This window comes from Alteromonas ulvae (genome assembly GCF_048987005.1).
In the GTDB taxonomy this organism is placed as follows: Bacteria; Pseudomonadota; Gammaproteobacteria; order Enterobacterales; family Alteromonadaceae; genus Alteromonas.
Map to the genome: position 1 here is coordinate 1852019 of NZ_CP185261.1, position 12819 is coordinate 1864837.

Sequence of the window (12819 nt, forward strand, 5' to 3'; positions counted from 1 at the left end):
GGGTGGCCATGCAAACGGGGTGAACACGCTACCGGTGGGCGAGACGTTAATTTCTTTTTAAAGCAAGGCGCCATGTCCTATCCTCTTTCAGCATCAATAGCCTATCGGTATGCCAAATCTAGCAAGGCTAATCAAACTAGCTTTGTCTCTTTTATCAATCGCTTTTCAGTGGCGGGTATTGCCTTAGGGCTTACGGCGCTCATTATTGTGGTGTCGGTAATGAACGGGTTAGAAGGGCAACTTAAACAGCGCATTTTAGGCATTGTGCCCCACATTGAAATAACCTCAGAAGCCACAAGCAGCATAACGACTGCGCTTACAAAGTCGCTCATAAATGACGTAATTGCGGTAATGCCGTACCGAGAAACGGAAGCGGTGGTGCAGTCTAAGCGAGATTTAAGAGGTGTGCAGGTTCACGGTATTCATCCTGACCAAATGAAGCAACACACCATGGTAGCGAACAACATGGAGCAGGGGCGTTTTACCGACTTAGAAGCGGGAAGCTTTCGCGTCATTATAGGGCGGGCGCTGGCACAAAAATTAGATGTGCGTGTTGGAAATCGACTCCGCGTGATGGTTGCGGGTGCAAGCGTGTATACGCCATTTGGCAGAATGCCAACGCAAAGGTTGGTAACGGTATCTGGTATTTTTGACATGGGCTCACAAATGGACGACAAAGTGTTGTATATGAATATCAACGACGTCAATCGTTTGCTTCGCGACACCAAAGGGCAAGGTGAGTCGGTACGACTATTTTTAAACGACGCATTCAATTATCTGGCTACGGTCGATACCCTTAAAAATGAATTGGGTATTGATATTACCCATATTAAGACGTGGCGAGAGCGGCAAGGGCCTTTGTTTGATGCGGTAAAAATGGAAAAGAACATGATGATGTTAATGCTGCTACTTATTATTGCTGTGGCGGCGTTTAATATCATATCCGCCCTTGTGATGGTGGTATCGGAAAAGCAGGGCGATATTGCCGTTTTGCAAACCCAAGGCATGATGCCTAACACCGTGATGTGGATTTTTGTTTTAAATGGTTTATTTAACGGTATAAAGGGCGCGGGCATTGGGCTGGTCTTAGGGTGTCTTATTACTAGTCAGCTCAATAACGTGTTAGCGCTAGTTAACTCGCCACTTGCTCTTGCGGCCGATGGAAGCGGCCTGCCTATTGACATGGATGTCGTGCAAATTGTCAGCATAACCGGTTTTTCTGTGTTGCTATGCGTTTTAGCCAGTATTTACCCTGCTCTCAGGGCAATGAAAACTCAGCCTTCCCAGGTGCTTCAAAATGAATAATGTACTCATGATATTGCTGGTCTGGTAAATATTTTAGTTAAAGACTGAGTAGATAAGCACGTAAATGATGTGATAATTGAAGCGGCTATTGATATTGTAGCCGGTTGGGTGACAGCTGAATTAACCGAGTTTTCCGTGCAAAACCCCGCGAAGTTCACTATACTCGCGGTCTTTTAAATTTCGCCGAATGAGACGTTATGAACAAGAATTTTATCACTTCGCAATCCCTATTGCAGGACTCCTTTCGTTTAGCTGCAAAGGTGTATGACGATGGTTTCCGTCCAGATTTTATTATAGGTATTTGGCGTGGTGGTGCACCGATTGGTATCGCCGTGCAGGAGTTCTTTGAATTTAAAGATACGTCAACCGATCACATTGCGGTTCGTACATCGTCTTATTACGGCATTAATCAGCAAGCAAAAGAAATTCGTGTGCATGGTTTGCACTACTTAGTCGAAAAAGCCAATGCAGGTGACAAGCTTCTTATTGTTGATGATGTGTTTGATTCAGGTCGCAGCGTAGACGCACTGATTAAGCAAATTAATAAGCTGATGCGTTTAAATACACCGACAGATATTCGCATTGCATGCCCGTGGTACAAGCCGCAAAACAATAAGACGGATATTGTGCCTGATTACTACATTAACGAAAGCGACGAATGGCTTGTGTTCCCTCATGAAATTGCCGGTTTATCGGAAGAGGAAATTCGTGCGGGGAAAGGCGAGTTATCTGAAGTGATGGATATTCTTTTCAAGAAGTAGTTCTTTATCAAGCTGCTTTTTAGCAAGTAAGGCAAATAACGCTTAGTGTTTTTGAGGCAGCGAAGCGAAGAGTACACTTTGCGCAAAAGCCAAAAAACCAGCAAGCTAAAAAACATAGAAATTAATAACATTGCTGCATTGTTCATTAAATCGATGTGGCTTTTTTGTTTAGGGCGCGTTGTTGGTGTCAGCAACATTATCATTATCAACGTCAGCCTCAATGTCGCTGCTCGCAACAGGAAGCTGAAGAGTGAAGGTAGTGCCTACATTGACTTCGCTATCTACCTTTATTTTTCCGCCCATAGACTCAATAATTGAAAACGAAATATACAGCCCTAAACCTGTGCCTTTGCCCGTGGGTTTAGTTGTATAAAAGGGGTGGAATAGCTTTTCTAAGTCGTCTTTTTCAATGCCGCTGCCGGTGTCTTGTACGGTCACTATCACCACTTCATCACCATCTAGATAGTCGCATTGTGTTTTAACAGTAAGCGTGCCGCCGTTGTCCATCGCCTGCGCTGCGTTAACAAACAGGTTTACTAACACCTGATTTAATTTACCGGTTTTCCCCCGAATTAACGGTATATCTGCAAGGTCGGTGTTAATGGTCACTTTGTGTTTAAGTTCGCTATTAACCAGTCTAAGGCCATTAGTTATGCATTCATTGATATCAACGGTATCATCAATTGATACATCTGAACTGTGTGAAAAAGAGCGCAGGCTAGTGATAATTTCAGTAACGCGATTTAACCCTTCTCCCGACTCTTCACAGATATCGGCAATTTCATCCACAATAGGGCCTATTTTGTTGTTACTTGTCCACTGCTTCGCTTTTTCAGCCACAGCAGCGCGCTCTTCGTCACTTGTTGCCTCAGCAAGCGCTTGTACAATATCCTGCATGCTTGTTAACGACGGTAAAACGTCTTTGATAAACATCATATTGCTGTTCACAAAGGCAATGGGGTTATTTATTTCGTGGGCTATACCGGCGGCTAGTAGACCAAGAGATGCCATTTTTTCTGATGAGATCAGGCTTTTTTCAACCTGTGCTTTCTCTTCTTTCAGTTTAATCGTTTCAAGCGCCATTAGTTTGGCCTGAACGCTCATAGACATTTGCTGGGTGAAGGTGCGATAGCGGTTTGCCATATCTACGTACTCTTGGGTATAGAATCCCAAGGTGTGATGACAAAACACCATAACGGCCTGCTGGTGGTGCACTCTAAATGGGCACAGTAACGCAGACGTTATCGGAGTCTCAAAAAGGTGAAGGTGCTCGCGCCATGTTGGCTGTAGCCTTATATTAAAAAGCGCTACCGGAGAGCTTTTTATGGCCCGAGAGAGTGTTTCGTCTACATTCCATACAGTATCAAATAACGCAGGGTGAGTGGTGTTAGTGCAGCGCATTGTACCTTTGCTATCGTTTTCTAAAACAAAGCACGCGTCGTAGCTATAAAGGCTGCGAAAAATACCAAACATTTTGGTATACAGCTCTTTTTCGTTTCTGGCGGTAAGCAAAGCCCGGGTGCCAGCCAGCAGCGCATCGCTTTCTTTCTTATGCGCTTCTGCCTGCTCTTTTAGCCGATATACGAGGGCTAAGTCTTCAAGAACGTTTTCGTAATCCTTGCTCATTTAAGCGCTGCCATTAAACACGGTTATAAAAAGAGTTCTACTACAAAAAAAAACAATCATTGAGAAAAAACGACGGCTGATATCATTAAATTTCCATGCCGGCTTTTACCGTCTAAAAATCGACCTTGTTCACCGAAAGTGTAGGTGCCGCAAATAGGCAAGCTCTCAAATTTTTCTCGAAGCGATGTCAACATGGGGTGAATTTCATTGCCAACGGTTAATCGGCAGCCTGCACAGTAAACCAGCAGTACGCCAACGGGCTTACAACCATCTGGCAGCAGCATTATGGCGTTGTTGATAACGCGTTCTGCTCGGGCTGTTAAACTGGCAATACTCCCTTCCATAAGCACGAGTTCTTCGCCTTCTATAACTTCAGAAAACACGCTTAATGCGCCATCTTCACACACTTCATCGGGGTGACACAAAAGGTAATTTAGGGCGCCATTTTCTAGCTGCACTGGTTTGCCTAATGGGGCTGTAGAGGTAAGGCCTAGTATTTGACCGCCGGCCATTTGTTCAGTTATTAAGCCATTAGTGGCATTGTTATATGCCGTGGCAGCAGACACGCCATTGAGTTCTATTATGTGCCTGTTTTGCGCCTTCGACGCTTTAAAAACCGTTCCCGTAGGCTTGTAGCCAGAGCTATAGCTAAGCCCTAGCGGCGAGGACGGGTATAAAACTGCCACTGCTAAGCAGTTAGTACCCGTGTGTAACGAGGTGCCTATATACCAATTGCCTTCTACAGTATTGTCTGCGGCCGAGCCGCCAAAAATAGGTACTTGCTCGCCCACTACGCTGGTAAAGCCATTGATTATGGCCTCTTCTTCACCGGGTGGAAGCGCGCACCATATCAGAGAGGGGCTTTCAAATGGACGGCCTGCATTAATCAGCGCTTTCTCAAGGGCGCTTGCACCAGCGGTGAAGGCGTCAGATTCTGAGCAATCGGCGCTTCCAACACCAAATGCGCCAGTTTCATCAAAAATCGACAGCACACTGAAACCTGCGTCTGCCTGCGCGCGAGACTCATCGCATAGTAAGCTGCCTAAACACGAGGTAGCCAATAGATAGGGAGCGCCAGATTCGTTGAGTGACGCCACCAGTGTGCTAGCATCGTGCTCGGCGTTAGAAAACGCTATAACCAACGATGTTGGTCCATCACTTTTAAGTGCACCGCAAGCTTCGTTTGCGGCTGCCAATGTGTCTTTCTGATCTGATGAATAGGTTTTTATGCGCATATTCGTAACTACCCAATTGCTGTTACACATAGTGTAGATTAAAAATAATTAAAACCTCATTAACAATTAGTTATAGACATACAATGGTCATGGGTTGGTTACTCATTCTTAATTATCGAGGTAAAACTTATCGTGAAAGGTATAAACCCATGTGGGCTGATAAATAACGAGTAGGGTAATTGCCATTCCGTTAAGCAATGCTTCTGGAAAGATAAGCAGCGGAATAAGCACTACATAGTTTGAAAAGACGATATCCCAAGAATACACCCCCTCTACAAAGAAATAACCGCCTAGGGCGAGGGTTTTTAGCGCAATGCTCACTGCGGCTGGAAAAAAAGCGCATACAAATATGTAGACAAATAGCTGCCTAGGAATACGGTGAAACGACAGCATAAAGAAGAAGTAGGTAACGGCGATGGGAAGTACGGTGCCGAGTAGGCCATTTACCCCAAAACTCGACCAGCTTCCGTATCCAATGATGTGAGCGCCAACAAGTGCAATAAAAGATGAAATAATCGCATAGCGAAAACCGAGCATGAGCGCGAGCACAGACAGGCCAAGAAAGTGAACGTCTAACCCCTCAAAGATCCCCGCTTTTAGCAGCCACAGCACAAAAAGTGCAGCAGCGGTACCAAACACCAGGTGTTGCTGGTGTTTGGTCTTTGCGAAATGAACGAGGTCTACGTTTTTTAGCGAGCCTAAAACAAAAAAACCGTATAAAACCATCGCTAACGTTTGCAATGTACTCACTGTTTCTCCTGCATATAGTGTTGGCAACGCGCTACGCCTGTTTAAACGCTTAGCAGCGTCTAACGTTTAGCGATGAGTATGAAGCGCTAATTTACTCATAGGTTGCCCAAATGGGGGCGTGATCAGAGGGCTTTTCAATTCCTCTTAACTTGTAGTCTATTCCCGCATCTTTCAGTGCGCTGTGCAACGAAGGCGTGGCAAGGATCAAATCTATTCGCAGGCCGCGGTTATCGTTAAACCCTTTTGAACGGTAGTCGAACCACGAATATTCATCATCTTTTTGTGGATTAAGACTGCGGTAACTGTCTTCAAAACCCCAAGACATCAGTGTATTTAGCCACTCACGTTCTTCTGGTAAAAAGCTACATTTCCCCGTTTTTAACCAGCGCTTTTTGTTCTCTTCGCCAATACCAATGTCTAAGTCGGTGTGCGACACGTTAACATCTCCCATAACAATCACTTTTTCGTCAGGCGTATGGTTGTCGTTAAGGTAGGTCATTAAATCTTGATAATATTTTTTCTTGGCAGGGTATTTGGTCTCGTGTTTTTGATTTTCACCCTGCGGGAAGTAACCGTTTAATATGGTAACAGGGTCGCCTGCATCGTCGGTGGTTTTGAGAATTATCATGCGGCGTTGGGCATCTTCATCGTCAGTGGGAAAGCCTTTAATGACAGACGTTGGCGACTTTTTCGCTAAAAATGCGACGCCATAATGGCTTTTTTGGCCATGAAAAAAGACCTCATAACCCATATCCTCAACAGCTTTCACAGGAAACTGTTCGTCGTGAACCTTTATTTCCTGTAAACCAATAACGTCAGGCTGGTGGGCATCTATCAATGCCTGTAGCTGGTGAAGACGGGCACGGATCCCATTTATGTTAAACGATACAACTTTCATATTTTTTTCTAACAATTCAATGATAGGTATAGAATACCAGAAACTTTGGACACGCTTAACGGGTATCGCTGCTAATGTTTGGTAATCGCTACTATTTATGATTCTAGCTATGAATACTATACCAACAGGGACAGAAGGTTGATTAAGATAATTTATACCTTGGTGGATAAAGTGGCTTTGGGGCTCACTGCGATGGCTGAGCTTGCTGGTCTGTTTGCGCCTTGCCTAGAGCAATTAAAAATGAAAACCACGACTTAGCATCTTCCACAATATCCCGAACACCGTCGTCATCATCAAGCTTCAATTCAGTTAATATGTGCCCAACGTTTTGTTTAAAAGGTATCCACGCCTTGGCGCATGCCGCCATTGCTGAATAATACTCTGTTGGAATATCGCTATTGAGTGCAGTAAGCCGCCTACTAATCACATTGGCGCCCATTGAAGAGCCAAGCCACACATACATTGCTGCGATAGCTGCTGAGTGTTGCCCTCGAAAGGTGAGTTGGCTCTTAAGCGCATTGATTTTCTGATCCTCTAGGTTTTGACTCTCTAGAGTGCAAGCCTCTTGGGTCTGTTTATCTCGCTTAAGGGCAGCAGATACTTCATCAGTGTTTAACATCTCTGCAAGCGCCGCTAGGCAAGGCGTATTGCTTATTGCATTTGAGACATGCGATGAAGTAGTGCTATGAAACACTGACATTACGCTAAGCACATCGTCATAAAGTGACGGACTAAACGTCGATAAGTTGTGAAATAGCGAGAAAGGTGGCGTTTGTTCTAACGTGGTGTGTTTTTCGAGGGTATCTTGCTTTAACGCCATAAATAGTTCTTGCATGGATGTAATCTTTTCTCCTATCTCGTCAGTTCTACTAGCTCTAAGCAATGTATTTAGGCTTAGCTAACCCTAAAAAGATGCATACGACTGTAACGTTGCGGTAAACATGTCTCATGACTTAGTAACCCAATAACCAATCTGGCCAATGACGCGCGCACAAGTTACTGGCAAAAGCCGTGAATAATGTCATTAATCACGCACACTGCAAAGTGTAACACAGGCAATGGAAAATCGTCATAATCGCATTGTTCTAATTGCCGTTGCACACATCTCTGGCACAGGTATACTTGCCGAAATTTTTTAGACGAGAACAGCCGTGTTTCCAAATACTATCAGTGAAAAATTAAGCGATACAGTCATAGAACAAGCAATGAAACTTTCTTCAGAAGAAAGACAAATGTTGGTGATTAGTTATGTGAGTAAAGCGAAAGAGGTGTGGTTAGTACAAGGCTCTGAAGGTTTCGTTATGCTGGAAGACGATGGGACAGTGCGTCTTCCAATCTTTCCTCACCGCGACTTGGCGAATGCCTTTGTTACATCAAATGGCTTTGACGGTATGTGCGTGAGCACGTCGTTAAGCGAGTTCAAATCAACATGGCTGCCGGGCTTAGAAAGCAATGGCGTTGAACTTGTGATGTTTCCAACTCAAAGCGACGTAGAAAATTTGGTGATGACAGCGTCTGAGCTACGTGAAGAGCTAGGTTTTGAGCTAAATGAAAAGCCCAGTGAAGCACAAGGAAAAGCGTCAAGTGAGGATAAAACTTCAGCGCTTGGCGGCAACGCGAGTAAGTAGTTAACTAAACAGCGAAGCGAGTTTAAAAAAATGACACTGGCGAATATGCAATTACTTCCTCTTGCACAGCAGCTATCACAGGCTAAAAGTTGGGATGAGTTTACCCGAAACATAATGTTAGCAGGTAAAAAATTACCAGCAATGCCTGAGCACTTGCGGTGTGATACTAGCTTAGTAGAGGGCTGCGAGAGCCCAGTGTGGTTGGCGTTACTTGACGGTGAAGGCAGTAAGTGCAACAACAAATTTGTCGCCTATTCACCAAGTAAAGTCATTCGAGGCGTGCTCGCGATTCTGCTTGAAAAAGCCAACAGTTTAGAGCAGCAAGAGCGCGCGACTTTTGATTTTGGGGCTTACTTAAATGAGTGCAAGCTTCAGCGCTACATGAGCGAGTCTCGAGGAAACGGAATAAAGTCAGTTGTGCATCAATTAAATGGATTAGTCGCCACTTAACCTGACACTTTTACAGGTAGAGCTATATCAAATCTGACAGTCTCTTGTGTACGTAAAGCGGAAGTCTAATCGCTATTACTCTAGAAACACAGGTGTGTTTTTTTCGTTCTCAATTCTTCTATGGGTGATAGGCGCTTATCAAAAGCGGAAATTTTATAAACTGGGCAAGACTCCCTTAACATTAATCCAAATCATAGCCAACAATCGGTCTGCCACGAACTCGTGATCTCGCTCTGTTTAATATTGGCCTTGATAGCAAACTACGAGGTTGTGACCTCGTTTAGCTAAAAGTCTCAGATGTTGCTTGCGGACGTTCAGTCCTGTGGCGAACGCATGTCGTTCAACAAAAAACAGGTAGTCCCGTTCAATTTGAAATAACACCAAATACGGGACCCGGGGAGAATCAATTTTAGCATGGGTAAAGAAAGCTGGTCTTGGGGAATCTGACTATCTTTTTAAGTCACGCATCAATGATTCAGAGCACATATCTACAAGACAATACAATCGAATCTTTCATGGATGGATTGAAAAACTTGGACTGGACACATCACTATACAGCGCTCATTCAATGCGTAGAACCAAGCCTTATATGATTTATAAGAAAACAAAGTAGTCACTTACAGCGGACCTGAGATACAATCACTATAAGCATTTGCGCGAGACTCTTCATTTTGATTTTGCAGTTCCCCGACATAAACACCACGATTCATTCCACTTCACAAACTGTGGTTATTAATGGTACGCAGCGTACGGTGCGACCTAAAACTTTTGCGCTGCTTCAAGCGCTGATTGAGGCAAACGGCGAACTGGTCAGCAAAGCTGAACTGCTTAACACCGTGTGGGATGACGTGGTAGTGGATGAGCAGGTGGTGTTTCAGTCTGTCAAAGAGCTCAGAAAACTGTTCTCGGGCTATATCGTGATAAAAACTGTACCGCGAAAAGGCTATGCGTGGATACCCAGCGCTGCCAGTCCGGTTGTGGCGGATGATCTTCCTGAACAAACCAAGATGTCGACACGGTGGTTAGGGTTAGCGATTACTTGTTGTGTCGCTGCATTTTTACTCTTTTTAGGATTGCGCGAATTTACTTCAACACCGCAGGCTGTGTCAGGCTCTGTTGTCGTGTTGCCAGCGCAGTCAGATATTCCGGGTAACGACCATGACTGGGTGCGATACGGTGTAATGGATCAAGTTATTTCAAGGCTATCATCGACTGAACATGCTGGCGTGCTTCAAACCGACTATGTGATGGAGGTTATGGCGCGCGCTGAGACGACTATAGAGGATGTGGCATCGCAGCGCATATCGCCGATATTTGACGTGTCTGGCGCTGAGCTGGTCGTGGTCATGCGTTTGACCGGTACCCCGAACGATTATCAGCTGCTTTATACCCTGTACCAACGCGATGGCGTTGAACGGGGTGTTGCACTTGCCAGCACCGTGCAAGATGCCGCCGATGAGGTTACCCAAGTTATTGGCGAGCGATTAAATCCTGAATTTAGTTTAAGCGATTCGGGCTATGTCTCATCGTTCTCCAAGCAGCTTATTGCTGAAGCCTTGGATGCGAAACGCAAAGATGATGCTCAAGGCGCCCTCAAGCTGCTAAACGCAGCATTGGTTTCCTCGCCACAGGATCTCACTGCTGCCCGGTTACATGTGCAGTTGCTGGTTGAAACAGGCGCATCACCAGAGAATGTTTACACAGTTGCTTTGCCCGCGCTATCAGAAGCAAAAGCACAATCGCGCATTGTCGAGCAAGTACGGCTTGGCTTCTGGCTTGCGATGAGCGAGTTTACGGCAGGTAAGTACGAAGAAGCACTGGCGCGATTTGAGGATACTCAAGCATTAGCCGAATCTATTAATGATTGGCTGTACCTTGCATATATGGAAGAAATCCTTGGGCAATACAGTCAGTCGCAGCAACAATTTGAGCAAGCAAAACAGCATTTCAATCTGGCCATGGACTATCACAAAGTGCTGCACTGTCCGTTAGGGCAGTCCAACACATTAATGCATCAGTCCCGACTTGCCTATACGCAGCAGAATTTTACGCTATCCATAGACAAGGCGGAAGACGCCATCGCACTTATCAAAGGGCGTAATTTACGTGAAAAATTGCCCGGTGCCATGCAATGGTTGTCTTCTTTAAATATAGCGCAAAGCTCTGAAAAATAAGCATTTCAGAAAATTTCAACAGTCTTCAGTACACGTTTTTCGCGGTTTTCATCATAGTGTTAACAGGTAAGCGCATATCTCAAGAGAGCCTTTGGTTTAACGCAGTAAAAAGAAGACTACATGATGAAAACACTACGACTATTTTTTTGTGGCTTAGCGGTCAGTCTACTGGTGAGTGGATGCGTTGCGAGCGATGCACTTCGGCTTATTTACGGTAATAAATTTGCTTCGCACAATTGGGAAGGCAGCAACACAACCACAACACTTCAGGCGCAGCGGCTGAATACCCATACTATTATTCCGGTATCCATAAACGGGCAGCCTGATCTTCGTTTCATTCTTGATACTGGCGCCATGGCGACGGTGATATTTGAAACAGAAAGGACACGCGGGTTACTCAGCGAATTAGATGAGGCTTTGGACGTTGGCGGCATAGGGAGCCCTAAAAACACCGAAGCGAGATTTCTGCACGATACCAACATCACGCTGGGCGACGTGACTATCTCAGGTCTCACCACCGTTTTTATCAGTGCTGAGAACAATCCGATATTTCACTCTGCTGATGTGACGTATGCCGACGGCGTGTTGGGCTACGATGTGTTTACCCGCTTTGTCACAGAAATTGACAACACCTATAACACCGTCACCTTATCTGAAGCGCTTAATCGAGCAACAGCTGGCTATCAAGAGTTGCCAATTGCCATTGAAAGCAACCTACCATATATCGATATTGAGATTTCAGGTATGAATAACTCTGTTACGCTTCCCGCTATGTTGGATACAGGTGGCCTTGGTTCACTCTCTATCGGCAAAGGCCATAACGTGCCGGACGGCGAGTTTCTCTATCAAAGTCAGATATCAGGCATGGGGGGGAGCAGTGATATCACGGTCAATCGTTTCAATGCTCTGAAGCTTGGCAACTACACCATTTCTGATGTGATAGCTGGCGTGAGTCAGGAGGTGTCCACGGAAAAAGGCAAAAACATACTGGGTACCGAAGTGCTAAACCGATTCGACATGATTATTAACTATCAGGCAGAGCGCGTATTTCTGAAACCAAACATGACATTTAGCAAGCCCGATATTAACAACGTGTTCGGCGCTTGGATGTTGCCGCATACTCAAGGTGCATATATAAAACAGGTTAGAAAAGACAGCGCGGCGTTTCATCAGAACATCAAAGAGGGTGTTGTGATCACAACAGTTAATGGAAATGCGGTTGATACAGCACACTATGACGTGCTGACAGAAACCTTGGCACGATTCGAAGCAGTAACGTCCTTTTGCTACCTAGATGACGATGTAACGCACTGTGAGCCTGCAACAAAACTATCAAGACAATCGGCCTTGTAAGGAGAAGAGCATGAAATCAGTTAAAAATCACTTAGTACTTATCGGGCTGGTATTTATGTCTGGCCCTACACTAGCTGATAGCGAAAATACCGAGCCCCTTGCGCACAAAGATATCGAAAAGGTGTTAGGTGAGTTTAAGTCAGCCATCGTAAACAAAGATAAAGCCGCTTTTCTGTCTTTGTTTTACAGCGGTACGGTATCGTGGGTGGGCGTTATTTCAGAAGAAACAAAAGCGATGCTGGTGGAGAAAGATCCTCGCTTTGCCCAGCAACCTCGAATAATGTCCGGAACGCCCTCTGAGTTCATAGATGGGATAGCAGCGAACGAGTACACAACGCGCGAAGATACTGAAAACCTTCGTATTTATGCAGATGGAAATGTGGCAAATGTGATGTTCGATTACACGTTGTATAAAAATGACGTGTTGAATAATTGGGGAAAAGAAAACTGGCAGCTGCTTCACACGGCGGACGGTTGGAAAATCAACGCCGTTAATTTTTCTTATACCATGAATCCGGCATTACTCGGTCAGAGCGACTAATAAGCGAGGTGTCCGCGATGTATCGCGGGCAATACCCACTACGCGGGGCCGAAATTCCACTTTGAGGTTTTAATCCAGACTGCCGAATTATTCGTTTT

Annotated in this window: 12 protein-coding genes; 7 read left to right on the forward strand and 5 right to left on the reverse strand. The window is 45.1% G+C overall.

Features of this window, described 5'->3' with window-relative positions:
* Positions 1-72 precede the first annotated feature (72 nt).
* Together ACOJR9_RS08095 and ACOJR9_RS08100 are read left to right on the forward strand one after the other, a co-directional pair.
* Complete coding sequence (locus tag ACOJR9_RS08095; RefSeq protein WP_420936092.1) at positions 73-1305, forward strand: lipoprotein-releasing ABC transporter permease subunit; 1233 nt, start codon at positions 73-75, stop codon at positions 1303-1305.
* A 197-nt stretch (positions 1306-1502) separates the two neighbouring features.
* Positions 1503-2066: a phosphoribosyltransferase gene (locus ACOJR9_RS08100; RefSeq protein WP_420935780.1), complete on the forward strand. Its 564-nt coding sequence runs from the start codon at positions 1503-1505 to the stop codon at positions 2064-2066.
* A gap of 168 nt (positions 2067-2234) precedes the next feature.
* On the opposite strand, the gene ACOJR9_RS08105 is transcribed toward ACOJR9_RS08100, so the two are convergent.
* The 5 genes from ACOJR9_RS08105 to ACOJR9_RS08125 form a co-directional block, all read right to left on the reverse strand.
* Positions 2235-3692 (reverse strand): sensor histidine kinase, encoded by a 1458-nt coding sequence (locus ACOJR9_RS08105; RefSeq protein WP_420935781.1) that lies wholly within the window; start codon positions 3690-3692, stop codon positions 2235-2237.
* A gap of 56 nt (positions 3693-3748) precedes the next feature.
* Positions 3749-4927, reverse strand: coding sequence for an FIST signal transduction protein (locus ACOJR9_RS08110; RefSeq protein ID WP_420935782.1), 1179 nt, complete (start codon positions 4925-4927; stop codon positions 3749-3751).
* Positions 4928-5035: 108 nt separating this feature from the next.
* Positions 5036-5677, reverse strand: coding sequence for an energy-coupling factor ABC transporter permease (locus tag ACOJR9_RS08115; protein WP_420935783.1), 642 nt, complete (start codon positions 5675-5677; stop codon positions 5036-5038).
* Between the two features lie 91 nt (positions 5678-5768).
* The gene (xthA, locus tag ACOJR9_RS08120; protein ID WP_420935784.1) at positions 5769-6575 is read right to left on the reverse strand and encodes an exodeoxyribonuclease III; all 807 of its coding nucleotides are present in this window, start codon (positions 6573-6575) and stop codon (positions 5769-5771) included.
* Positions 6576-6759: 184 nt separating this feature from the next.
* Positions 6760-7410, reverse strand: a complete 651-nt coding sequence (locus ACOJR9_RS08125) for a biliverdin-producing heme oxygenase (RefSeq protein ID WP_420935785.1) — start codon at positions 7408-7410, stop codon at positions 6760-6762.
* Positions 7411-7780: 370 nt separating this feature from the next.
* On the opposite strand from ACOJR9_RS08125, the gene ACOJR9_RS08130 reads away from it, so the two are divergent.
* From ACOJR9_RS08130 to ACOJR9_RS08150, 5 genes are all read left to right on the forward strand, one after another.
* Entirely contained in the window at positions 7781-8203 is a 423-nt protein-coding gene (locus tag ACOJR9_RS08130; protein WP_420935786.1) for a DUF2750 domain-containing protein, read from the forward strand.
* 30 nt (positions 8204-8233) lie between these two features.
* On the forward strand, positions 8234-8653 hold the full coding sequence (locus ACOJR9_RS08135) for a SufE family protein (protein WP_420935787.1): 420 nt from the start codon (positions 8234-8236) through the stop codon (positions 8651-8653).
* A 752-nt stretch (positions 8654-9405) separates the two neighbouring features.
* Positions 9406-10827 (forward strand): winged helix-turn-helix domain-containing protein, encoded by a 1422-nt coding sequence (locus ACOJR9_RS08140; RefSeq protein ID WP_420935788.1) that lies wholly within the window; start codon positions 9406-9408, stop codon positions 10825-10827.
* A gap of 120 nt (positions 10828-10947) precedes the next feature.
* Positions 10948-12180 carry an aspartyl protease family protein gene (locus tag ACOJR9_RS08145; RefSeq protein WP_420935789.1) on the forward strand — a complete coding sequence of 411 codons (1233 nt, stop codon included), beginning with the start codon at positions 10948-10950 and terminating at the stop codon, positions 12178-12180.
* A gap of 10 nt (positions 12181-12190) precedes the next feature.
* Positions 12191-12721, forward strand: a complete 531-nt coding sequence (locus tag ACOJR9_RS08150) for a hypothetical protein (RefSeq protein WP_420935790.1) — start codon at positions 12191-12193, stop codon at positions 12719-12721.
* The last annotated feature ends 98 nt before the right edge of the window (positions 12722-12819 follow it).